We start from the raw sequence: 22,144 nt of genomic DNA, 5'->3' as shown, positions 1-22,144 counted from the left end.
ACGGGAGGCGGATCAACCATTTTATATTGTTCGAGCGACGATGTCCGTCCGTGGACGTAGTACCCTGCAGACAAGAGGGGGGCGATACGCCTCCACACGACACTGTTTCAGCGACCGGAAGGGCACAGTGAGATCCGGGATCTCCTGCAACTGTCAAAGGCGCTCGCCCTCTTTACGTCAAAAAGTACTTCCTCCCTTCTTCCCTCTCTCTCAGCCGAAAGCGCCCCGGTTCGTGCGCCGATGCCGCAACGATGCGTCGGGCCGTCCCCTACACGGATGTGCCTGAGAGTCGTAAGGAGACGCCTGACAAAAGAGAGTTCGCTCTCCCCCACGACGAGGAAGGGAAAGAATCACTGGGAACCGCTGCCGGGCCTTTTAAGATTACAATCCTGTCTCCCTTCCCCTTTCCGTCCTCAAGCCCTCAGCACAATGGCCCCGCCCTCAGAAACCGACATTGTCCAGCTTGACCCCGAGCAGCCGTTCTGGGAGCGTTTTTACATGGTGGCGCCGCTGGTCATCATCGGAACCCGGAACGACGACGAGGACACCTACAACCTTGCCCCGAAGCACATGGCGGCCCCCATGGGATGGGACAACTACTTTGGCTTCGTCTGCACCCCGAAGCACAAAACCTACCGAAATGCCGTCCGCCATGGCACCTATACGGTAAGTTACCCCAAGCCGTCCCAGGTGGTGCTGGCAAGCCTCGCAGCAGCGCCCCGCGTTGGGCCGCCGGACGGCCCTCGGCGCAAGCCGAGCCTCGACCAACTGCCGACATTTCCGGCGACGGAGGTCGACGGGGTATTTCTGAATGATGGATACCTTTTTCTGGAATGTGAACTCGATCGGCGCGTCGACGATCTTGGGGAGAACAGCCTGCTCATTGGAAAGGTAAAGGCCGTCCACGTAGACAAGACGGCACTCCGGGTATCGGAGAAAGAGGAGGACGCTGTTCTGCGCGATAATCCGCTTCTCGCGTACCTGCCTCCGGATCGCTACGCCACGATCAAGGACAGCAATATCTTCCCCTTCCCGGCTGGCTTCGAGAAATGACGCTGCGCCCGGCGGACTGTCCACCTTCCCGGAACGACCCCACGCGCCATGGAGGATTTCTTCACGCCCCCCCAAGCGGACGCACTTCGCACGTACCTTAAGACCCATCAGGATCAGATGCTGGCCGTGCTGGAAGCACTGGTGCGAGCAGAATCCCCCACCGACGTGCCCGAAGCCCAGGCCGACGTTCAAGACGCATTGGTTCGGTTCCTGAACACCCTGGACTACACGGTCGAGCATGTGCCGGGCAGGCCCGAAAGTGGGGGCCACCTCTACGCTCGTCCGCAGACGCGCTCCCGCAATCGTCCCGTTCAGCTCCTCGTCGGACACTGCGACACCGTCTGGCCCCTAGGCACCCTGGACGACATGCCGTTTGAGGTAGACGGCAACCAAGTACGCGGACCCGGCGTCTTCGACATGAAGGCCGGCCTCGTCCAGATGCTCTTTGCCCTCGCGGCCCTACGCAGTTGTGGGGCGTGGAATGAACGGGGCCCCAACCTCGCCGTCACACCGATCATCTTCATCAACTCCGACGAGGAAAAGGGAAGTCCGACCTCTCGCCGCCCCCTCCAACGGCTGGCCCGCTGTGCCGACCGCGCCTTTGTGCTGGAGCCGGCATTGGGACTCGATGGCAAGCTCAAAACGTCCCGCAAAGGAGGCGGCCGCTTTGTGATCCATATTCAAGGAGAAAGTGCCCACGCCGGCCTCGACCCCGAAAGCGGCTCCAGTGCCATCTTGGAGCTCTCACACGTGGTGCAGCATCTTCACACCCTCAACGACCCGGACGCGGGCATTTCGGTCAACGTGGGTACCATTGACGGCGGCACTCAGCCCAACGTGGTCGCCGACGCAGGTCGGGCCGAAGTCGATGTACGCGTTACCACCCGTGATCAGGTGGACACGATCGAGTCGGCCATCCGCAGTCTCGAAGCCACCACGACCGGCACGTCGCTCTGCATTGAGGGCGGGTTTGGACGCCTTCCCATGGAGCCGACCCCCGCATCGCGACAGCTGTGGGCATGGGCCTGTGACGCGGCGGACGTGCTCGGCATTGACCTCGATGAAGGGCGCTCCGGCGGCGTTTCCGACGCCAACACCATCAGCCAGTACACCCCCACACTCGACGGCCTTGGGGCGGTCGGCGATGGAGCCCACGCCCGCCACGAATTTTGCTATCGGGATCGGATGATCGAACGGAGTGCCCTGTTGGCCCTTCTTCTTGCCCAGCCGCCCCTCTCGGAGTCTAGCCTCGCCAAACAGAATCAAACCGACGATTCTCATCGTGAGCCGCTCCGAACCGAATGAGCCACACGAACCCTCACGCCCCCCCTTCCCGACCTGTCTCTCCGTTCCCCCTCTAAATAGAAAAGAGCACTGCAGTCGTCCGGCTGCTCTTCTCTTCTCCACACTCTCCCGTTTGCCATGACCTCCTCTCCCATCTTCGATCGCTGCACGTTCAGCTCCCTCACGCGCATTACCGACCTCGACACGACTCCGTTCGAGGTGGAGACCCGTCCTCGTGACCAGTGGGGCACGGGGGACTACGTCGTCGGCATCGTGACCGATACGTCGGGATACCGCACGATTGAGTTGCCCAACGGACGCGACATGGAGGTAGCCGAAGGCGATGCGGTCGTCGGAGCCTTCGGCATCCGACAGGCAACCTTGGAAATGACGGGGTCGTGGCGTGCCATTGGAGATGACCACACCATGCACGCCCTCACCCGTGCCGGCCTCTTTGGGGCCGAAGAGTCCCGGTCGACCCTTATCCAACCCCCACTTGAGCTCCGCTATCACGGCCACGTCGTGCGGAATGATACGAAGATGACGATGGCGGATGCGGCCCCGTCCGTCTCGGAGCAGCCGTTCACGACGCCAACCATCCTGTTCGTGGGAACCTCTATGTCGGCGGGCAAGACGACCGCGGCCCGCATCGTGACGCGCCGCCTGAAACGAATGGGTCTGGATGTTCTCGGGGCCAAGGTGAGCGGAGCAGGACGATACCGTGACATGCTTTCGATTCAGGATGCTGGGGCGGACTGGGGATTCGACTTCGTGGACGTGGGCCTTCCGTCCACGGTCGTACCGGAAGCAGAGTACCGCACTGCGGTCCGCCAGCTCCTCTCCCAGATGGCCCAGCCCCCTGCCGACGTGGCAGTGGTGGAGATTGGGGCCTCCCCGCTCGAACCCTACAACGGCACAATCGCGGTCGAGGAGCTGCAAGATGCCTTGGCCATGACGGTGCTCTGCGCATCCGACCCCTACGCCGTGTTGGGCGTAGAGGAAGCCTTCGCCATGCTGTCCCCCGACCTCATTACAGGACTCGCGACCAACACAGCGGCGGGCATTTCCCTGCTCAACCAACTCACCGATCGCCCCGCCTTCAACATTCGCGACAAGAGCACACACACCCTTCTCGACTCGATCCTCCGCGACCGGCTCGACCTGCCCAACTGATCGATCCGCGCCCGAACGGATCCGCCTGAAAGCAGTTTACTCTTGTCCCCCCGGAATGGAGGGCCTGCTGTCTCCATTCTACGATGTTTGTCTTTCCCGAGCGACGTAGACGCTGGTTATGGACTTCTCGCTCCTCTTTGACCCGGAATACCTGCCCATTATCGTCGCGACGCTCGTCGGCTTTGGGCTGCTGGCCGCTCTGCTTCTCGTGCCGGTGTACCGGTTCCTGGAGCGGGAGCGCAAGGTCGCGAAGAAGTGGACTCCCGAGGCGCTCGCCGAACGCATGCAGGAACGGCAACGTACCGCGACGAACGGGACGTCGGACGAGGCCGATGCAAAAACGACGCCTGATGATGCCGAGACGCCGTCGTGATGCAACCTACTCGGCCTCAGCCGGAGTCACGGTGACGACTGGGCGCAGATCGGCGAGAGTCTTTGGCCCGATCCCGCTCACCCGCCGAAGCTCTTGAACGCGCTGAAAGGGACGCTGCGTGGATCGGTACTCGACGATGCGCTCGGACAGTGCGGGACCAATGCCATCCAGGGCCTGCAGGGCCGTGACGGAGGCCTCATTCAGATGAAGCGGATCGTCCTCCGTGGGCCCCTTTGGCGTCCCTCGTCCCCCTTCAGCCGACCCGGCCCCAGCCGTCACGGCGGCCGACCGGGCCGTTAAGGTATCCACGGCGAGCGGAGGCACCTGTTGCTCCTGTACCTGTCGGATCGTGAGGCCGGTGACGAAGAGGAGGGTCAACGTAAGAACGGCGATCCCTTCGTTCCGCGTAATCGAGAGCCGCTGCTGGAGACGATAGAGCCAAACCATTGGGCTAAAATTAAGCTTTTGGGGCGTACGACTGGACTCGACAGACACGTGCGGCCTCTGAGATCTAACGTGCCCGAACCGAAATTGGGAAACGCCCCTCACGTGAACACCTTCTCCCAAGCGGCCCGGTCTTCAAGAAAAGACGAGGTCTCTGTTTCTGGCTTCTTTCTGTAGAGCGAACAAATGGCCGAGCGTGACATCATTCGAACGGAGGCCGTGGTGCTGCGAAGCCTCGACTACGGCGAAACGAGTCAAATCGTAACGCTCCTGACCCAGGAGAACGGCAAGATCGGTGTGATGGCCAAGGGCGCTCGCCGTACGAAGAGCCAGTTTGGGGCCACTCTGCAGCCAATGGCGTACACGCAGGTCGTCTTCTACTATAAGCCCACCCGCGACCTGCAGATTCTCAGCGAAAGCAGCCACGTCGAATCGTTCCACCGACTACGGCGCAACCTAGAGACAATTACGATTGGACTCCGCATTGTGGAGCTCGTGGATGCGCTGCTAGAGGAAGAAGATCCCCAACCGGAGATCTTCGCAATCACCATCCGAGCCTTGCGACGACTCAATCGGACCGAGCAGCGCGCCGCCAATCTATGGCCGTATGTCCAACTTCGACTGGCCGAGTGCCTGGGTATTGCACCGTCGATTGAACGTGCAAACGTGGAGGCGGTGGAGGACGAAGGGCTTCTCTCACGAGCCAATGGGGGCGTGTATCCTGCCGACGCCGTTCCCGAAGCCCCCCTCCGCGCGTCTCGCGCTGCCCTCCGCGCCTACGCCATCTTCGCCCGCGCAGATCTGGACACTGTGATGCGTATGGAATTGACGGCCGGCGTTCGCCGCGAGGTGGAGGCCCTCATCCGTGACTTTCTCCGCTACCACGTGGAAGAGGCCTATCCGGAGCGCAGCCAGGAGGTCATTGCCCAGTTGGAACGCCCCCGGTCTTCCTAATATCGGCCTGCCGTGACACCATATTGCCTTCCGCGTCGGCTGTGCGGTAGACAGTCCAACCGAGCCTCGGAAGAGAAGTCAAAGGAGTGGCGACGCGGAAATGGCATCGCTGAGATTGCCCTTCTCGAAGTGCGCATAACGGTCGGCGTCGGATGACCGGAGGGTGGTCACTGGAGAGGACTCAGGTGTTTGAAGGACGGCTCCGGCCGCAACGAAACGTCATCACGATGTGGCCGCCATTCACTTATCGTACGACATAAACGCCGACCAAACGCTCCTATGTCCACGTTCCACAGCCAACGAACGGAAGCCCACCTGCTTGCACTTCTCATGCTCTCGGCTACGCTCTTCCTCGGATGCCAGATGCCATTCGGCGCTGGATCCGACGACGGGGACGACGTACCCAGCTTCGAGGCCCGGGACCAGATAGAAATCGAGCCGGGTCTCATCGCGAAGCTCTACGCTCCGGACCGAGTCGCGGCCGGAGATTCCTTCCATGTTCGGTTCATCGCGAAAAACACCACAGAGGGCTCGATTCAGATGAAAACAGGCGCCTGCTGGGGGCAGCCCATCGCTATATTCGACGGGGAGCAGATTCCTCTCATCGGCTCGTATCAAATCTGCACAATGCAGCTTCTGAGTTGGACGCTTCCGGGTCAGGAGACGCGTGAACGAACCTTCGACCTGAAGGCCTCGATGAACACCTCACGTGGCAGTTTCCAAACAACAGAACACGCTGAACCGGGCACGTACACCCTCCAGACAACGGTCGATTGGACCATCGGTGGTCAGAAGGTGGAAAAGAGCCTCGAAGCTGACGTCGAGATTTTTGATCAGGAGTAATGTCCCCGCTCGTCTGGCCTGCCTTCTTTCCATAACTTGCCAACAGCCGATCCATTTGGGGCATTTTCGGGCTAGAAGTTGGTGTCGACCGCAGGGAATCCCCTCGAACAAGTAAGATGTGAGCGGCACGTTTTTACTCACGATACCTCACGACGAAAGCTCGTTTGAGGGTAATCCTCGTCGTCGCCCTGCGGACGGGTGAACTGCATAGTCATTCGACCGGGATCACCGCTCGATTCGCACGTTCTGACGGGCGTCGATGTGGGCATGCCATCCAGGGGGTACGACAATCGTGGTGTCGTACTGGTGCAGAATGGCGGGCCCATCGATCATGTGGCCATGCTGGAGATTGGTCCGGGCGTAGGCGGGTGTCTCTGTGGGTCCCTCCGGCTCGAACCAGACGGGACGCGTGCCGAGCCGGGCCGCGTCCAAGGGCTGATCGGTCTTCGGCTCCTGGGGGAGCTCCGGCGGGGGCACAGCGACTCGGCCCCGCACCCGGAGAGCAACAATCTCGACGGACTCATCCGGATCGGCGTGCCCATAGCGCTCACGATGCCGCTCATGAAAATCGGCGACCGCATCCGCCACGTGATCGCTCGTAACCGGCGTCTCCAACGGCACGCTGAGTTCGTAGCTCTGCCCGGCATAGCGCAGGTCGAGCTCAAGGTCGAGCATGGGGTCTCCGTAATCGTCGAGCACGGAGCGAACCCCATGGGCTGCCGCCTCACGAGCCTCCATCAGCGGCGACGGATCGTCCATCAACGCTTCGGCACGCGCCAGAACGGCCCGGGCGGTGTCGTACACCACATCGGCCATGAGGAGGCCCAGGGCACTGAGAACACCAGGGGTGGGAGGAATAAGGACACGTTCCATGCCCAAGGCCTCTGCCAACGCGACGGCGTGGAGGGGGCCGGCTCCTCCGAACGGCACGAGCGTGTAGTCGCGCGGATCGTGTCCCCGCTCGATCGACACGCGGCGTAGCGCCCGCTCCATCGTCGCATTCGCCACTCGCAGAATACCAAGGGCCGCCTCTTCTGGGAAACGGTCAATCCTTGTGCCCAGCTCGGTAACAGCCGTGCGGGCCGCCTCGGGCGCCATGTCGAGCGTGTCGGCCCCGCCCAACACGTGGTCCGGGTGGAGACGGCCGAGCACGAGATGTGCGTCGGTCACCGTCGGTTCGGTGCCGCCCCGCCCATAACAAACCGGTCCCGGCTCGGCCCCGGCACTCTCGGGGCCCACCCGCAGGCTGCCGCCCGCATCGACGTGTGCAATGCTTCCACCGCCCGCCCCCACGGTGTGGATGTCGGTCGAGGGCAAGCGCAGCGGCAGGTCGGCAATTGTGTGCTCGGTGGTGCGAGGCACCGCGCCGTCACAGAGCGCCACATCCGCACTCGTTCCTCCCATGTCGAGGGTCATGATGCGCGGCGTGTCCGTCTCAAAGGCCCGCCGGGCGACGCCGAGCGCCCCCACAACCCCCCCCGCCGGCCCGCTGAGGGCAAGCCGGGCGGGCTCGTCCGCGGCCGTATCGAGGCCAATCGTGCCTCCATTCGACTGCATGACCCGAACGGACCGGCTCCCGAGCTCGTCGTCGAGCCGTCTCAGATAGCGGGCCACCTGCGGGCGCACGTAGGCATTGACGACCGTCGTCGCCGTGCGCTCATACTCTCGATACTCGGGCAAAAGAGCGCTGCTGCGCGTGATCGGGACATCGGGCAGCGCCTCCCGCAGAAGTTGTGCGACCCGCTCCTCGTGGGTGGAGTTTAGATAGGAAAACAGAAAGACGAGTGCGATGCTCTCCACATTCTGTTCGGCCAGGGTGTCCCCCAGACGCCGAACGGCGGCCTCGTCCAGCGGTGTAAGAGTCTCTCCCGCAGCACTCAATCGCTCCAGCACTTCGTGCCGCCGCTCTTCTGGAACGAGAGGCGCAGGACGAGACGGGTGAAGATCGTAAAGGTCGGGTCGGTTCTGGCGACCGATGGCGAGCACGTCCGAAAAGCCCTCAGTCGTCACGAGCGCCGTGCGGGCTCCTTGCCGTTCCAGCAGTGCGTTCGTCGCGGCCGTGGTGCCGTGAACGACGGGCGCTTCCGTGTCCCCCTCTACTGCTTCCATCCCCCCCACCACGGCCTCGTGTTGTGGATCCGAGGTCGGCTCCTTGTGTACCCGAAGGCCCTCATCCGTTACCCTGACGAAGTCGGTGAATGTACCGCCCACGTCCACTCCAACCGGCGATTTCGAGAATGTCGGAGACGTACCCATTGAATGTGAGAAGCTTCTGAGTATTGGCCGACAGGGCCATCGTGTAATCGAAAAAGGCACATCGTCAAGGAACGTCTTGCGACCGCCTGTGCTCGCCCCCCCGTACCTCCTACGTCGGTTCCTTTGCTTGCTCCAAGCACAATCTCGGCTCGGAGCCCCCGGTTACGGACGAACGACCCGGAGACCGGTCGCCGAGCGGTTGGTTACACGCAGCCGACGGAGCCGGGTGCCGTCCTCACGGTTTCGGAGGCGAAGTTGGTGAGTACCGGCTTCTAGCGAAAAGATCACGGGATCGGTGTGCTCCCCCTCTTTGAGACGACTGACGGGGTCCCAGGTCCATCCCTCAGTCGTTGCATTCGGTGCGGGGATGTGCCAGGCAATGTCTTTGCCCCCGTCCACAGAGACATAGAATGAATTGTCGTTGGGCGCAGGCGCGCGCACCTCTCCCCAAAACACGTACTCGCCCTCCCGCGGTACTGTGAACGTCCAGGTGGCCGCTCCGGGGCCGCTGTTGTAGGCATCATTCCCAGGGCCATCTGGTACGCCAATCCCAGAAACGGGTGCAGCGGAGTCGGCACGCACCATTGGAGACGTGAGGGTGGCCTTCGAAAGGGGGAGCATCTGGGAGAACGGAGTCGACCCTTCGGGACGACGCCCGGTCCCGCGCGGGCGGTACGTGGGGCTGGAGGTAATAAGCAATCGGTCCAGCTTCGCGTGCTGCTCCCGATAGGCCACCGTCAGCTGATGTGTCCCCGCTGCCAAATCAAACTGGACCGGAGCGTTTTCTGCATCAGCATCGTGCACCTGGTCCCAGTGCCACCGCTCCCCCGGCCGAATCTCATTCCATCGAATCCAGCGCCCCTCATCCATGCGAATCCAGAAGGAGTCGCTGCCCGTTGAGGCGGCGACGATGCGCCCCCATATGCGATAGGTGCCCGAGCGGGGAACGGTGAAGGAGTACGACACTCGCCCGTTCGCGGGGGGAGCATCGAGACGCTGCTCTTCGGGTTGTGCCACAATGTGCTGCCACCCGGACGCCTGTGGACTATGCCCGACGCGAAGGGGCAATTCGAGCTGCCCCTCTTCGGCTTCCAACCACACCTGCGTTGGCGCACGGTCGGACGAGACGTCCGAATCCGTTGTCGGCGGGCGATACTGCCAATCGTTCGTCACGACGAGCTGGTCAATGTCAATCTGATCTTCCCGCGGCCCGAGCTGGAGCCGGTGCTGCCCTTCCGACAACTCGAAGGCCACGGGCTGTCCCTCCTGGTCGGCATCACGCACCTGGACCCAATGCCACTGTTCTCCCTGTTCAATTCCGTTCCACCGGATCCATCGGGTGCTGTCCATGCGAACCCAGAGGGAGTTATGTGCATCGGAGGGTACCCGTACGCGCGCCCATATGAGGTGCCGCCCCGCCTCCTCCACGTCGAACACGTACGCCCCGCGCTCCTCTTGGGGCGGCCGATCAAGCGCGCCCCCCTCCCGCACCGTCACGTACGCCCGTTCCGACGCCCCCTCGTCGGATTCGGTTGCAAAGGCCGCCGGCAACGCGCCGCGCTCCGCCTCCAGCCAGTACTGCTGCCCACGATTGGGCTCCTGCTGCTCAGGGCCCACCTGCACGAGCGAGACCGCCACAAGGAACAGTCCCCCGACGCTGCACACCCCGCCGATCTCTCGGCGGGTCAATCTCCGGCGCGGGGCGGAGGATTTCAGAAGTGCCCGCATGCGGGACTTAAACTGGCGTCCTGCATCGAGGGCTACCGCGTCCACGGGAACGGGTCCTCGTCGCAGCGTCTTCGTTACAGCCAACAGTTGCTCCGCATACTCCCACGATGCCACCCCACCCCGAAGAAGCACCGTATCATCACAGGCCCGCTCCTGAGCGGCCGTCGCCTGCGCAGCGGCCCGCCAGACCATCGGGTTGGGCCAAAAGAAGGCCCGAGCGATCCGGCTCACAATGTGCGTCAGGGCATCCCATCGCTTTACGTGAGCAAGCTCGTGCAATAACACGGAACGCAGCCGCGCCCGAGACCACTCCGACGCCTCCGCGGGCAGTAGCACCGTAGGGGCCCAAATCCCCCAGACCGTCGGCACCTGAGCCTGAGCACTGCACCGGACCGATACCGAGCGGGAAAGCGAGAGCTGCTCGACGAGCGTGCCCACAAGGTCGTCGTATGCCAGCTTGGTCGTCGAGCGCCGCCAACGCCAGAGGGTTACCATTCCCACCCCAAGCCGCCCCAGAAACAGCAGCACCCCGCCGGCCCACATCATCAAAAACGCCGGTGCCCCCCAGCGCGCGCCCCACTGAAGCAGCCCCTGCCAGCGACTCTGGTCGACCGTCGTTGACCGGGCCGTGCCGCCTGGAAGCGGCTCCTCCCCTCCCGCCACGGGGGACCGTCAGTGAACGTCCCCATGTGTCCAGGCGACGACTCCATCGTCAGATCAACGGTCCACCCCGGCACCACGTATCCTCCCACCGGCAGCAGCAGCAACACCGTAAAGGCCGCCGTCCACACTGCATGGGTGAGGGCCGCAGGTCCATCGCGGTTCATCCACACGAGGCCCCACGCACAGACAAGCACCACCGTCCCGTGAAGTAGAATGTATGCCCCAACCCGGAGAGCAATGTCAGTCATGCGCCGTTCCTTCGTCTTTTGCCTGCTCGATCCAGGCCTCCAATTCAGCAATGTCGTCGGTGCTTAAATCCTCAGCCGACATGTTCAGAAGCGTCAGGAGCACCTCGGAGGGGGCCCCGGAAAAGTAGGTGCGTACCAGATGACCCAGTGCCGACCGTTTGGCCTCTTCGCGGGGAATTTCAGGTTTGTAGATGTATCGACGCCCCTCCCGGCGATGACAGAGGTGCCCTTTGTCTTCTAGCTTCGCCATCGCCACCCGGACGGCGTGATAGTCGGGATCGTCCGGGAGCTCGTCCTGAACGGCCGCAACGCTCGCCTCCCCAAGCCGGTAGACGGCCTCCATAATCTGACGCTCGCGTCGGCTGAGCTTGGTTTGAAACGGGGGATCCATAGAAGGGCCTCAGTGAATTTTTAATTTCATCTCCGTTTAAAGACTAACGTCCGCGTCGGACAGTCACAAGCGCATGCCCCCAAACGACGGCAGATGTCCCCCGTCCATCAGGGATCGCCATGCCCTCGCCGGCTGGATGTATTAGGGGCTGGGCATGGATGTCGCCGGTGGCAAATTGGGCAGCAAGTTGACAGCTCCAAAGGTTTCCACGCTCATCCAGACGACAAAGAGCAGATAGATGGCAATGAGCCCCCAGGCTTCGGCTGTCGTCAGCACCATGTGGGTTCGCATCAACAAAAAGACGATCAGGGTAGCGAGGGTAAGGACCCCCATCATGGGGGCACTCACGGAGTAGTTGACGACGGCCGTGCCGGCTACCAGTACACCGGCCGGAATGCACACTAATAGATCAAAGACGTTGCTCCCCAGCACATTGGCCACACTCGTCACCGCGTTTCCAGCCCGGGCCGCCCGGACACTCACGAAGGCGTCCGGCACAGAGGTGCCAGCCGCAACGACCGTGATGCCCCAGAGAAAGCTCGGGGTGCCAAAGACTTCTCCAAGTCCGATCGCCGCCCGGACAAGCCCCTCTACGCCCACGAGAATGACGAGCAGCGCAGCAAGCAGAACGCCCCACTGTCTCCCTGGTGCGACCGACGCGGGATCCCCCTCGGCCGTGTGATCCATCGTATCCTGATACTGCAGGTATACGTAAAACAAATAGAGCACGAGGGGAAACAGCACGAGCCCTCGTGTCACCTCTCCTGCGATTGCCCCACTGGCGTTCTCCACTGGATTGTAGATCACCGCAAACGAGAACATCAGGAGGAGAGCCGCAATCGAGATCAGGTAAAACTGTACCTCCTTGTAAACCAGATCGCGCGTCGAGACGAGATCCTCGTCGGACCAGATGCCCGCAAGCGCCGGAATCATCAGAACGTTGAAGAGCGCTGACCCCACAATTGCGGCCACCCCGAGCTCAAACTCGCCATGAAGAAGCGTTGCCAGCACGGCCGTAGACAGCTCCGGAAAGCTAGACCCTATCGCCAGCACGACAGCTCCCTGCACGAGGGGAGGAAGCTCATAGTACACGGACAACCGCTCGCTGGACGATTCAAGCCATTCGCTCCCTTTCCACACGACAGCCGTCGAGATAAGGGCGAGGCCGAAGTAGGCCGAAACCTGCACGAAGGGACTCATGTGTGCGTGGAGCGACGAGACGAAAGCAACGGAGACGCAATGACAGAAGACAACCGCACGGCACGCTCATCCTCAACAGCGGGTCGGAGACCTGTCCCTTCAAGCATAGTCCCGTGCGATTGCGCAGAGTAGAATTGTATGCTGATCGACTCGGCACGATCGTCGGAACGTCCCGACGCGTCCCGTTCGAAGCCAGAGCACGAACCGGCGAACCGGAACGGAGTTCACGAGAGATGTACTTGAACACCAAGTGCTGGGATCCCCTTCCGTCTCGTCCCCAAACCTACCCCATCACAAGGGACCCAATGTAGCCCAAATAACAGATCAATAAAAAGGCCCCCTCGGCCCGGCTGAGAGTCCAGTTGGAGCGAAAGAGCGGCAAAACAACAACGGCCACTCCCACCATCACCCCCGCATCGATCCACCCAAGGGTGTCGGTAGAGAGCGGCTGCACAAGGATGGTGATCCCGAGAATCCCGAGAATGTTGAAGATACTGGATCCCACCGCGTTGCCAACCGCAATGTCTCCTGCTCCCCGTCGCGCCGCCACCACCGAGGTGGCAAGCTCCGGCAGACTCGTGCCAACGGCAACGATGGTGAGCCCCACCACAATGGGCCCCACGCCCAGCGTCTGAGCGATCGAAACGGCGCCCGCAACCATGACGCGCGCCCCCACGACAAGTCCCCCAATCCCGAGGGCGAGCAACCCGGCATCCATGATCGCGGAGTGCCGATCCGGAATGCCTTGGTCAAACTCTTCCCGGACCGTACTCGATGCCTTCTGGGCCACCCACAGGTTGTAAGCCACGTAGGCCACGATCCCCCCTACGAGCAGTCCCCCGTCGAGACGACCGAGCTGTCCATCCAGCATAAGGCCAACGAACATAAGGGACACGACGACCAGGATGGGGCTGTCAATTCGCACCACCTGGGCCTGCACGACGAGCGGTTTCGCGAGGGCCGCCACCCCTAGAATAAGAGCAATATTCCCGATATTCGATCCCACTACGTTGCCAAGAGCAATGTCGCCACTGCCGCGAAGGGCTGCCTCGACGCCCACCACCAGTTCCGGCAGGCTCGTGCCAATCGACACGACTGTCAACCCAATGACCAGTGGAGACAACCCCACGCGGCGCGCAAGCGATGATGCCCCGAACACGAGGGCCTCCGCGGCGGCCGTCAGCACAATGAATCCACCGGTAATCTGAAGAAAATTGATGAACATATGCCTGTGTGAGTGACGCCGGAAATATAGATCCCAACCTCACTACGGAACGCCCTTCTACGGGTTCGCCCCCGGTCCCGTCTCTTCCCGAAAAGAAAATGCCCAATTACCATCCCGTAACGTGCCTCTCTAAACTCTCCAATTGCACGCTCCTATCATACTTCTGGACTGAAGAATATCCTCGCCTCGCGTTTGTCTTGTTCATTTCCACGCGCAGTCTCAATGCGAGCTTCCTTCTCCGGCATCAGCCGCCCTTTCCTCCTCATCGCGCTTTTCGTGGCAGTGGGGGGGGTGCAACTTGCCTCCGCTCAGTCGCCCAACGAGGCCGGAACGGTGTCGGTGGGGGGCGGCGATGCCCTAACGATCGGCGGCCTTCTGCAAACGGATGCCTATCTGGGCCGGGCCGACAATGATGGCTTTCGCGTTCGCTCTACACGTCTCCGCTTCGGCGGAAACGCTGAGTCTCTTCAGTACGCCGTGCAGACGGACTTTGCCTCCTCTTCTATTCTGCTCGATGCCTTTGCTCGTCTTCCGTTGACGGACCAACTTCGGATGACGGCCGGCATCTTCAAAACGCCGTTCAGTGCCGAAATCCTCACGCCACGTCCCAATCTCCTCTTCGCAGAACGGGCTCGCGTCGTGAACAACGTGGCCCCGAATCGGCAGGCGGGAGTGTCTCTTGCACGAACGCTGGTCCCGGATCGCCTGACCGCAACGGTGGGTGCCTTCAACGGCACAAGCGGCCTCCAACCTCCGTCCAGCGATCCGCTCTTGTACGTGGGACGTCTGAGCGGGCGCCTGCCTGTGAGTACTGGTGAACTGGAGCTTGGCACCAATGCGGCCTACAGCATCGACGACGACACCCCCCTCTCCGGCCTCGGTCGTCCCGCTTTTTCCGGCACGCGCGTGCTCTTCGGCGCCGATGCTCGTCTGGACATTGACCGCTGGCTGCTCGCCGGAGAACTCGATACGGCCTGGCTTGACCCGAACGGAGGAGCGGACACGGCCAACCCCTTTGGCTTTTACGTCGCCGCCGGGGCGGACGTGAGCGAGAACCAGCAGGTGCTGATTCGCTTCGATCAGTACGATCCCGACACGCCGATCCAGGCAACGCCCGAGGACCAACTTACGCTGGGCTACAACTACGACTACTCCTCCCTGCTGCGCTTCCTCGTCAACTACCAGGCGGCCACCGACGACGTAGGGGATGGCTTCTTCACAGCCCGCCTCCAGGTGGCCCTCTAGCAGCGTGGGCCGGAGGTAGGAATTTGAGAGATTCTGAGCTGTACAAAGACCAGTCGTCACGGAGGACTATGCCCTTTACGAGTTGCTCCGGACCTGACTGAGCTCCCCCTTCTATCGGGTCCTCCCCACATCAGGGGGAACAAGAGGAACCAGGCGCAAAAGGAGACGGCATCGTCGCGCAGACACGCGTGGTAGATGCACAATGATCTTCGGCAAGCGGTATTAGTTGCGCAGCCGGTCGAGAATGAGGAAGGTGTTCAGAAATGTCCCCACCGTCCCGATGATCTGAGCCGCGTCCTTCCACGTAAACCGCCCCTTCGTCTCTCTCTGCAGAACGAGAATGTCTCCCTCTTGCATTTCGGGATAGCGCCCACGCTGCGTAAACAAATCCGCGATTTTGGACTCGAAGAACGGCTCTCCGCGGGCCTGTCCGTCTCGATAGATTTGAAGGAGAGTGATTGCCCTTTGATCGGGCGTCCTGGTTTCAAGTTGAACCTGAGAGACGACACTCGTGAACTCGAGAAGATCAGTGCCTTTCTCTACGCTCCATACACCCGTGTCGGCACTTCCCCATACGTAGACCGTGATCTGCGGATACCCGGGGCGCCCGTATTCCTTAACGCTTGACGACGTAAGAGAGCTTTGGGGAAGCTGCTGAGCCCAAACGCCCGACGGACACAGGAGAAGGGCCAGACCGAACATCCCCAGAAGCACGAGGGGACGGATTGGGGAAGAGAAGATATTCATTGTAAGAAGAGAGAAATCAGGAGAAGGGGGAAGTGTCCACTGGACTCCAGGAAGCGGCCGCGTAGATCCGCATCAAGAATCGCAGTGCGTGCCCCGTTTTTATTCGACCGGGGCATAGTCGTATTTGTAGCTGTACCCGTATCCATATTTGTTGGCCCCGCCTGCTCGTGTGGCATCGTAGCGGTTGAAGATGATTCCCCCGATAGACGCCCCAACGGCCTCAAGGGTGCTCTCTACCTGCGAGAGGGCCCGGAAGTCCGTCTTATCGGCCGAGGCCACAACGAGAACGACGTCGCAGTTGGGCGCTAACACGACAGGGTCCGTAGCGGCAAGCACCGGCGGCGTGTCGATAATCACAATGTCATACAGCGTGGCCACCGATGCGAGCAGTCCCCGCATTCGCTCAGAATCGAGCAGTTCGGTGGGAGGAACGCTCGGCTCCCCTGCCGGAAGCACGTGGAGCCCCTCGATGATCGTATCGTCGATAATCGTATCGAGTCCCGTCTCTCCTTCCAGGATCTGAGCCAGTCCCGGACTCCGTTCCACTCCAATCATCTTATGTGCGTTGGATCGCCGCATATCGGCGTCAATGAGCAACACCTCGCGACCACTGAGCGCAATTGTGGTAGCTAGGTTTGTTGCGGTCGTCGTCTTTCCGTCTCCCGGCTCCGGGCTCGTGACCATCATAATTTGAGACGACTGTCCATGGTCGCGGTGGTTCTTTGCCGCCGCAAACTGGAGATTCGCCCGTACGAGCCGGTAGTTTTCCGTAATTGGCGACCACGGGTTCAGAAGCGGGAAGAGGCACGTACTGAGTTTTCGTCCCTCTACCTCCACAACGTCGGAGCCGTTGAATGTCTTCTTGATTTCCCGATCCATCCTCGGAATCACTCCGACGAGGCTATATCCCTTCGCCTGAATGTCGTCGGGCTCGTAAATTTGCCAGCTCATCGACTGCCGGAGAAACCCGAGGCCCATGCCCAGTCCGAGGCCCAGCAGAAGTCCAAGCACCAGGTTCTGCTTCATGTTGGGACGAACGGGCAGCATGGGAATGACGGCCGACCGCATAATCTTCACGTAGCCAAGCTCGGACTCCTCGGTCACAATGGTGCGCTGCAATTCCATTGCAATGTCTTTGTAGAATTGCTCAGCCTGCGTGAGACGCCGGTCGAGCTGTTCTCGTTGGATCGTCTGTCGCGGAATGCTCTCTAAACGTCCTTGATAGCCGGAAATCCGATCTTCCAGGGCCTGAATCTGTGCCTCGGTCTGCTCAATTTTGATCGTTTGCTCCTCAATGCGCCCCTGAAGGGTCCCGAGCTGTCCGATCGAAGCAATGCCTCCTCCCTCGGCAGTGGCCACTCCGCCTGCCGTGCCGCTGGCCTCTCGAGAGGCCTCCACGAGGTCCTCCGTCAAGTCCATTTTCCGATCCTCAAACCCGTCAATGCGACGCTTAATCTCGGCCAACTCCCGTACCCGAGACTCATCGCCTCGGAGGGTGGGATCGTTGATGTAGTACTGCTCAGCCCGGGCCTTCAATTCTGCAATTTGATCTTCCAAGGCCTGGATCTGTGTCCGAAGGCTCTGCACCTCCTGCTCTTTGAGCACCGCCGATCGCAGGCTTGGCTGCGCCCGTTCCATCTGGTCCTCAAGAATAGACAGGGTGCGCTTCTCCTGCTCCAACTGAAACGTAAGAGCATCTCGTTGCGACTGAAGCTCCGCGTACTCCGCGGCCACATTCTGCCCATCGAGGCCTTCCGTGACAATGGCGTTACTGCGCGCGAATGCCTCCCATTCGTTTTCAATGGCGCGAATGTCGTCTTTCCGCTTTTCAAGTTGTGTCTCCAGGAATTCGCGAGCCGCTACCACGCCTGCTCGTGCCATCTCTCGGCTGAACAGACGATACTGCTGCGCAAAGCTGTTCGCGATGAGCGCCGCCTCGGCCGGATCCTGACTCTCGACCCGAATATTGATCAGTCCCTGCTGTTGGTCGGGGACGAACGAGACCATTTCCTGCAGACGGAGAATTGCGGCGTACTGCGTGTACGGCTCCTCTTCGGAAACGGGGGCAAGAAGGGTAAACTGCACTCCCTGCGTGGTGTCGGCCACGTCTTCGATCGTCGAAACGACCCGACGGGCAAGCTCTCCTGAGTTTTTCAGCAGACCAATTTCAGAGCTGAGGTCCCGCTGCTCGTTCAGGCCGACCATCATGCGCGCTGGAGCTGCCTCCCGCTCGACCGAAACGACAGCACCGGCCTCGTACACCTGAGGCATCATCATCGTAACCGCGGCGGTGAGGGCCGTGACGAAAACACACGTCCCGAGAATAACCCATTTGCTCCGCTTTACCGCCTCCCAGAGGGCCCCAAGATCGAGGGTGTTATCATCGGATCCGGAATTGGATGACTGAAGCCCGATCTTCTCGGCTTGCTTCCGATAAGGGGTAAGATTTTGCGACGTGTCGTTCATGGGAAAACACCAAACTAAGGGGGAAACCTAAGGGGGATAAAGCACGACCTCGATTCTACGAGGCACCGTCTCCGGAAAACACCACGGGGCCGGTGCGCACCAACAGGTAGAGGTCCAACCAGAGGGACCAGTTCTGGATGTAGTGTACGTCTAGGTTCACGCGGTCGGAAAAGCTCAGTCGATTTCGACCGGAGACCTGCCAAAGTCCCGTCATGCCCGGCGGACATTGGAGAACGGCCCGTGCCAGCCCGTTCATTTTCTCAAGCTCAGACGGCATGTAGGCCCGAGGTCCCACCAGGCTCATATCTCCTCGAAGGACATTGAGGATCTGGGGAAGTTCGTCCAGGCTATAGCGGCGGAGGAATCGTCCGATGCGTGTCACACGGGGATCATTCTGAAGCTTATGGTACCGTTCGTACTCCCGGCGGAGCGTAGGATCCTGTTCCAGGATCTCCGCCAGCTTTTGGTCCGCATCCTCGTACATGGTGCGAAACTTCAGAATGGTAACGATTCGGCCTTCGCGCCCCATGCGCTCCTGGCGATAGAAGACTGCGCCTGGGGCGTCGAGTCGGATCCACAGGGCAATGCCTGCCAAAAGGGGCGCCAGGAGGAGGAGTCCAATGAGGGCCCCGACGATGTCCACGGCCCGCTTTATGAGCCGGGCCCCGGGACGGAGAGCCACGTTTCGCACCCCGTAGCCAAAGAGGCCGTCGCCGGACCGTCCCGTCGTCCAGAGGGCCGGCGCCCCCGCTGGGTCCGGCATCACGAAGACGTGATCGAAAAACTTGCTGTACTGCGCGAGAAGGTTGGCTCGGCCCGTATGGGTGAGGGAGGGCATGGCCAAAAGCGCGTAGGGAATCCCAAGGTGGCGAGCCAAATACGGAGCCAGCTCATAGCCTCCTCGAATTGGGACCTGTAGATCGTCCTCGCCGGGCGTGTCACTGAGAAGGGCCACGGGGCGCACCCCAATTTCCGGCCAGCGATTCAACGTGTCGAGAATAGCGGCCCCGCTCGTCCCTGAACTAACGATGACGGCGGGCACCCCCCACCAGTCGGCCCGCGCAAAGACAACCCGGAAGAGACTTCGGCAGATCGGCATGATGATCGCCCCGAGTCCTCCCCCCGCCAGAAAAAGCACAGCTCCCGTCTCGTCTCCCGTAGCCCCGTAGGCTACCCCCCCGGCCACCGCCCCCATCAGCAGGGTCAGCGCCCCAATGCGTTGCATCTCGAGGGCCGGATGCGTGAAACGACGCTGGTAGAGCCCCGCCACGGCGTACGCCAGAAGAACACCGGGCAGTACCAGTAGGCCGACCTCATATGCCCGCGGCGCGTACGCAGGAATGAACGTACTGGCCCCCAGATATACGAATCCCAGCACCGACAGCACGCCGATGACGTCTCCGAAGAGAAACGTGAGAATCGTTTTCCACTGGGAGGGCGCAACCTGTAGAGACGCAACCGTATCCCGAACTTGAGAAGGGGCGGAGGCCAACGTCTCGTAGGGACGGGCCTGCTGCTCGAATGTAGACGTGGACGATGAACCGATCACGAGTGGAGACTCAAATTAGGATATTGCTGCTGGATGGGGGCCCCTACAGAAGCCGACGACCCGTCGAGTGCCGAAAATCCGTCCACAAACTCCGCGTAGGCCGTGTGGACGAGCCGGTCAAAGGCCGCTCGAAAGACCGGAATGGCGAATCGCTCGGCCTGCGCGCGAATGTCTTCCGGGGATAGACGTCCCCGAATTTTTTCAAACTCATCGACCGCCTCTTTCAAATGCTCCACGGTCTGCTCGGGAAAAAAGACCCCTGTTGTCCCGGGCACGACCGTCTCCTGGACACCGCCTCGCCCATACGCGATCACGGGTGTCCCGCAGGCCTGCGCCTCCACCGGCACGATTCCGAAGTCTTCTTCGGCGGCAAACACAAAGGCGCGCGCATGCTCCATGTAATACTTCACCGCGTCGTCCGGCTGATACCCAAGCATCGTCACGTTGCACCCTGCCTGTCGCTTGATGGTCTCAAACTCCGGCCCGTCTCCAATCACGACGAGCTCTTTGTCGGGCATCTCCGTGAAGGCTTTGACGATTAAGTCGACGCGCTTGTAGGGGACCAGGCGCGACATCGTCAGGTAGTAGTTATCTTTCTTGGGCTGAAGGGTAAACCGTTCGACGTCGACCGGGGGGTAAATGACCTGGGCCGGTCGCCGGTACGTCTTCCAGATGCGCCGGGCAACGTGCTTGGAATTCGCCACGTAGAGATCTACCCGCGACGCCGTGCTCATGTCGTAGAGGCGCATGTAGTGCAGCACAAGGCGAGCCAACAGGCTCCGAACCCGCCCGAGCCCTCCCTGGGTCATGTACTCGTGGTAGAGATCCCACGCATACCGGATGGGGCTATGGACGTAGCTGATGTGCAACTGGTCGGCCCGGGTGAGCACTCCTTTGGCCACCGCATAACTGGACGACACCACCACGTCGTGGTCGCAAAGATCGAACTGCTCGATGGCCAAGGGGGCTAGCGGCAAATACTTTCGGTAGTGCTGACGAGCAAACGGCAGCTGTTGGATAAAGGACGTCTCCACGGGCCGTCCCTGCAGAAATCCGCGCTGGTCATCGGGAAGGAAATCGATGAGGCTATAGAGCGCCGATTCCGGAAAGACACGAATCATTTGCTCCAGGACCCGCTCCGCCCCCGCATAAACGGGCAACCAGTCATGCACAAGTCCTACGCGATCGGGACGAAGCAGCGTCTCCGGCCCGCTTCCATCCCCCGCAATAGTCCCGGACTGATCAAGATCGGTGACGCGAAACTTAACGTTGTTCAACAGAGGAGACATTGGGCGCATCCAGTAGAGATGGGGATTGAAGTCACCTCAGGATACGGTGCAAATCCTCTCACACCGTTCTATTGAAGCGCATATGGGACGAGCACTTTGACGTACGAAAATGCAACGCTCCCATTCAATGGTACCCCCCCAATTGCGCCGAATCTCCCGCTCCCACTGCTCCTCCTCGCTCATCCTTCCTCTTCGGACACGTCCTCCTCGTCATCATCATCCCATCGATCCTGCTCTCGACCGTAGGTCCACTGTACCGCATACTGGAGAAGCTCATCGACCGTATCAAACCCCAACTTCTCTTTTGCCCGCCGCCGATACGTTTCCACCGTCTTTCGACTGAGGTCGAGCTCATCCGCAATGTCTCGTACGCTCTCGCCCTTCCCGAGCTTTTGAAAGACCGTCATTTCCCGATCGGTCAGCTGCTCGGTGGCCGAACTAAAGGCGTAGTCCTGCTGTCGGATCACTTTGCTGAGGATCCGGGAGGACATCCGTTGACTCAGATAGACGTCGCCTTCGCCCACCGCTTGAATGGCACTCACGACGCGCTCAGTCGGCTCGCTCTTCATGACGTAGCCGGAGGCCCCGGCCCGAATGGCCCGCTCCGCATACACGCTTTCGTCGTACATCGAAAAGACAACGACGCGAATGTCTGGGAATCGCGATCGAATCTCCTCCACGAGATCAAGCCCATGCGCATCTTCCAGGGAGATGTCGACGACAACAACGTCTGGCTCGTGGCGCCCCATCTGCCTTAGCGCCTTCTTCGCCGTGCCACTCTCCCCGACCACCCGCATGTCGATCTTGCTGTTAATGGAGGCTGTAAGCGCCTCTCGAATGGCCGGATGATCGTCGACAATAAAGACTTGCGTTCGCGTGTCTTCATTGTTTGAAGAATCCACTTGCGATGTCGATTCAACCTTTTCTTCCTCGTTCATTCGATTAGGCCCAGTTTGCATGCATGACTTATCCCCCTCGCACTGCGGGCGCCGATTCGAGCAAGTAGTGCGAAC

At 61.0% G+C, this 22,144-nt stretch carries 19 protein-coding genes; 7 read left to right on the top strand and 12 right to left on the bottom strand.

The window, feature by feature from the left end:
- Positions 1-429: 429 nt before the first annotated feature.
- The 4 genes from BSZ35_RS13820 to BSZ35_RS13805 all read left to right on the top strand — a co-directional run bounded on the left by BSZ35_RS13820 (position 430) and on the right by BSZ35_RS13805 (position 3,883).
- Positions 430-1,053, top strand: coding sequence for a flavin reductase (locus tag BSZ35_RS13820; RefSeq protein ID WP_105012995.1), 624 nt, complete (start codon positions 430-432; stop codon positions 1,051-1,053).
- A 48-nt stretch (positions 1,054-1,101) separates the two neighbouring features.
- Positions 1,102-2,358 (top strand): M20 family metallopeptidase, encoded by a 1,257-nt coding sequence (locus BSZ35_RS13815; protein WP_105012994.1) that lies wholly within the window; start codon positions 1,102-1,104, stop codon positions 2,356-2,358.
- Positions 2,359-2,475: 117 nt separating this feature from the next.
- The gene (locus tag BSZ35_RS13810; protein ID WP_105012993.1) at positions 2,476-3,510 is read left to right on the top strand and encodes a hypothetical protein; all 1,035 of its coding nucleotides are present in this window, start codon (positions 2,476-2,478) and stop codon (positions 3,508-3,510) included.
- 118 nt (positions 3,511-3,628) lie between these two features.
- Complete coding sequence (locus BSZ35_RS13805; protein WP_105012992.1) at positions 3,629-3,883, top strand: hypothetical protein; 255 nt, start codon at positions 3,629-3,631, stop codon at positions 3,881-3,883.
- A 6-nt stretch (positions 3,884-3,889) separates the two neighbouring features.
- Here BSZ35_RS13805 and BSZ35_RS13800 read toward each other — a convergent pair whose 3' ends face one another.
- Positions 3,890-4,378 (bottom strand): helix-hairpin-helix domain-containing protein, encoded by a 489-nt coding sequence (locus BSZ35_RS13800; RefSeq protein WP_146110105.1) that lies wholly within the window; start codon positions 4,376-4,378, stop codon positions 3,890-3,892.
- Positions 4,379-4,513: 135 nt separating this feature from the next.
- Between BSZ35_RS13800 and recO the strand changes: the two genes are divergently transcribed.
- Both recO and BSZ35_RS13790 read left to right on the top strand, forming a co-directional pair.
- On the top strand, positions 4,514-5,281 hold the full coding sequence (gene recO / locus BSZ35_RS13795) for a DNA repair protein RecO (protein ID WP_105012990.1): 768 nt from the start codon (positions 4,514-4,516) through the stop codon (positions 5,279-5,281).
- Positions 5,282-5,560: 279 nt separating this feature from the next.
- The gene (locus BSZ35_RS13790) at positions 5,561-6,124 is read left to right on the top strand and encodes a hypothetical protein (RefSeq protein WP_105012989.1); all 564 of its coding nucleotides are present in this window, start codon (positions 5,561-5,563) and stop codon (positions 6,122-6,124) included.
- 225 nt (positions 6,125-6,349) lie between these two features.
- Here the strand turns inward: BSZ35_RS13790 and BSZ35_RS13785 are convergent, their stop codons facing one another.
- The 6 genes from BSZ35_RS13785 to BSZ35_RS13765 all read right to left on the bottom strand — a co-directional run bounded on the left by BSZ35_RS13785 (position 6,350) and on the right by BSZ35_RS13765 (position 13,835).
- A complete protein-coding gene (locus BSZ35_RS13785; RefSeq protein WP_105012988.1) occupies positions 6,350-8,380 on the bottom strand; it encodes a hydantoinase/oxoprolinase family protein in 2,031 nt (676 codons plus the stop codon).
- Positions 8,381-8,542: 162 nt separating this feature from the next.
- Entirely contained in the window at positions 8,543-10,654 is a 2,112-nt protein-coding gene (locus BSZ35_RS20070) for a M56 family metallopeptidase (RefSeq protein WP_146110104.1), read from the bottom strand.
- Entirely contained in the window at positions 10,654-11,019 is a 366-nt protein-coding gene (locus tag BSZ35_RS19290; RefSeq protein WP_146110103.1) for a hypothetical protein, read from the bottom strand. Before BSZ35_RS19290 ends, BSZ35_RS20070 begins: the two co-directional genes overlap by 1 nt.
- A complete protein-coding gene (locus BSZ35_RS13775) occupies positions 11,012-11,410 on the bottom strand; it encodes a BlaI/MecI/CopY family transcriptional regulator (protein ID WP_105012986.1) in 399 nt (132 codons plus the stop codon). The genes BSZ35_RS19290 and BSZ35_RS13775 overlap by 8 nt, the downstream gene beginning before the upstream one ends.
- 141 nt (positions 11,411-11,551) lie before the next feature.
- Positions 11,552-12,610 carry a sodium:calcium antiporter gene (locus BSZ35_RS13770; protein WP_105012985.1) on the bottom strand — a complete coding sequence of 353 codons (1,059 nt, stop codon included), beginning with the start codon at positions 12,608-12,610 and terminating at the stop codon, positions 11,552-11,554.
- Positions 12,611-12,893: 283 nt separating this feature from the next.
- Positions 12,894-13,835 carry a calcium/sodium antiporter gene (locus tag BSZ35_RS13765; protein ID WP_105012984.1) on the bottom strand — a complete coding sequence of 314 codons (942 nt, stop codon included), beginning with the start codon at positions 13,833-13,835 and terminating at the stop codon, positions 12,894-12,896.
- A gap of 222 nt (positions 13,836-14,057) precedes the next feature.
- Between BSZ35_RS13765 and BSZ35_RS13760 the strand changes: the two genes are divergently transcribed.
- A complete protein-coding gene (locus BSZ35_RS13760; RefSeq protein ID WP_105012983.1) occupies positions 14,058-15,080 on the top strand; it encodes a porin in 1,023 nt (340 codons plus the stop codon).
- Between the two features lie 222 nt (positions 15,081-15,302).
- Here the strand turns inward: BSZ35_RS13760 and BSZ35_RS13755 are convergent, their stop codons facing one another.
- The 5 genes from BSZ35_RS13755 to BSZ35_RS13735 form a co-directional block, all read right to left on the bottom strand.
- Positions 15,303-15,827: a hypothetical protein gene (locus BSZ35_RS13755; protein WP_105012982.1), complete on the bottom strand. Its 525-nt coding sequence runs from the start codon at positions 15,825-15,827 to the stop codon at positions 15,303-15,305.
- Positions 15,828-15,926: 99 nt separating this feature from the next.
- Positions 15,927-18,293 carry a polysaccharide biosynthesis tyrosine autokinase gene (locus BSZ35_RS13750; RefSeq protein ID WP_105012981.1) on the bottom strand — a complete coding sequence of 789 codons (2,367 nt, stop codon included), beginning with the start codon at positions 18,291-18,293 and terminating at the stop codon, positions 15,927-15,929.
- A 55-nt stretch (positions 18,294-18,348) separates the two neighbouring features.
- Entirely contained in the window at positions 18,349-19,842 is a 1,494-nt protein-coding gene (wbaP, locus tag BSZ35_RS13745) for an undecaprenyl-phosphate galactose phosphotransferase WbaP (RefSeq protein WP_105012980.1), read from the bottom strand.
- Positions 19,839-21,131 (bottom strand): glycosyltransferase family 4 protein, encoded by a 1,293-nt coding sequence (locus BSZ35_RS13740; protein ID WP_181149342.1) that lies wholly within the window; start codon positions 21,129-21,131, stop codon positions 19,839-19,841. Before BSZ35_RS13740 ends, wbaP begins: the two co-directional genes overlap by 4 nt.
- 179 nt (positions 21,132-21,310) lie before the next feature.
- The gene (locus BSZ35_RS13735; RefSeq protein WP_258096442.1) at positions 21,311-22,033 is read right to left on the bottom strand and encodes a response regulator transcription factor; all 723 of its coding nucleotides are present in this window, start codon (positions 22,031-22,033) and stop codon (positions 21,311-21,313) included.
- Positions 22,034-22,144: the final 111 nt, after the last annotated feature.

The sequence above is a fragment of the Salinibacter sp. 10B genome (genome assembly GCF_002954405.1).
In the GTDB taxonomy this organism is placed as follows: domain Bacteria; phylum Bacteroidota; class Rhodothermia; order Rhodothermales; family Salinibacteraceae; genus Salinibacter.
Note: the sequence above shows the minus strand (reverse complement) of the source record. Positions and strands in the feature narration are given on the sequence as shown.

Bases quoted from the DNA above. Each gene is read 5' to 3' on its own strand.
- BSZ35_RS13820 (WP_105012995.1), top strand. From the start codon at position 430: ATGGCCCCGCCCTCAGAAACCGACATTGTCCAGCTTGACCCCGAGCAG.
- BSZ35_RS13815 (WP_105012994.1), top strand. From the start codon at position 1,102: ATGGAGGATTTCTTCACGCCCCCCCAAGCGGACGCACTTCGCACGTAC.
- BSZ35_RS13810 (WP_105012993.1), top strand. From the start codon at position 2,476: ATGACCTCCTCTCCCATCTTCGATCGCTGCACGTTCAGCTCCCTCACG.
- BSZ35_RS13805 (WP_105012992.1), top strand. From the start codon at position 3,629: ATGGACTTCTCGCTCCTCTTTGACCCGGAATACCTGCCCATTATCGTC.
- recO (WP_105012990.1), top strand. From the start codon at position 4,514: ATGGCCGAGCGTGACATCATTCGAACGGAGGCCGTGGTGCTGCGAAGC.
- BSZ35_RS13790 (WP_105012989.1), top strand. From the start codon at position 5,561: ATGTCCACGTTCCACAGCCAACGAACGGAAGCCCACCTGCTTGCACTT.
- BSZ35_RS13785 (WP_105012988.1), bottom strand. From the start codon at position 8,380: ATGGGTACGTCTCCGACATTCTCGAAATCGCCGGTTGGAGTGGACGTG.
- BSZ35_RS20070 (WP_146110104.1), bottom strand. From the start codon at position 10,654: ATGATGTGGGCCGGCGGGGTGCTGCTGTTTCTGGGGCGGCTTGGGGTG.
- BSZ35_RS19290 (WP_146110103.1), bottom strand. From the start codon at position 11,019: ATGACTGACATTGCTCTCCGGGTTGGGGCATACATTCTACTTCACGGG.
- BSZ35_RS13775 (WP_105012986.1), bottom strand. From the start codon at position 11,410: ATGGATCCCCCGTTTCAAACCAAGCTCAGCCGACGCGAGCGTCAGATT.
- BSZ35_RS13770 (WP_105012985.1), bottom strand. From the start codon at position 12,610: ATGAGTCCCTTCGTGCAGGTTTCGGCCTACTTCGGCCTCGCCCTTATC.
- BSZ35_RS13765 (WP_105012984.1), bottom strand. From the start codon at position 13,835: ATGTTCATCAATTTTCTTCAGATTACCGGTGGATTCATTGTGCTGACG.
- BSZ35_RS13760 (WP_105012983.1), top strand. From the start codon at position 14,058: ATGCGAGCTTCCTTCTCCGGCATCAGCCGCCCTTTCCTCCTCATCGCG.
- BSZ35_RS13755 (WP_105012982.1), bottom strand. From the start codon at position 15,827: ATGAATATCTTCTCTTCCCCAATCCGTCCCCTCGTGCTTCTGGGGATG.
- BSZ35_RS13750 (WP_105012981.1), bottom strand. From the start codon at position 18,293: ATGAACGACACGTCGCAAAATCTTACCCCTTATCGGAAGCAAGCCGAG.
- BSZ35_RS13740 (WP_181149342.1), bottom strand. From the start codon at position 21,131: ATGTCTCCTCTGTTGAACAACGTTAAGTTTCGCGTCACCGATCTTGAT.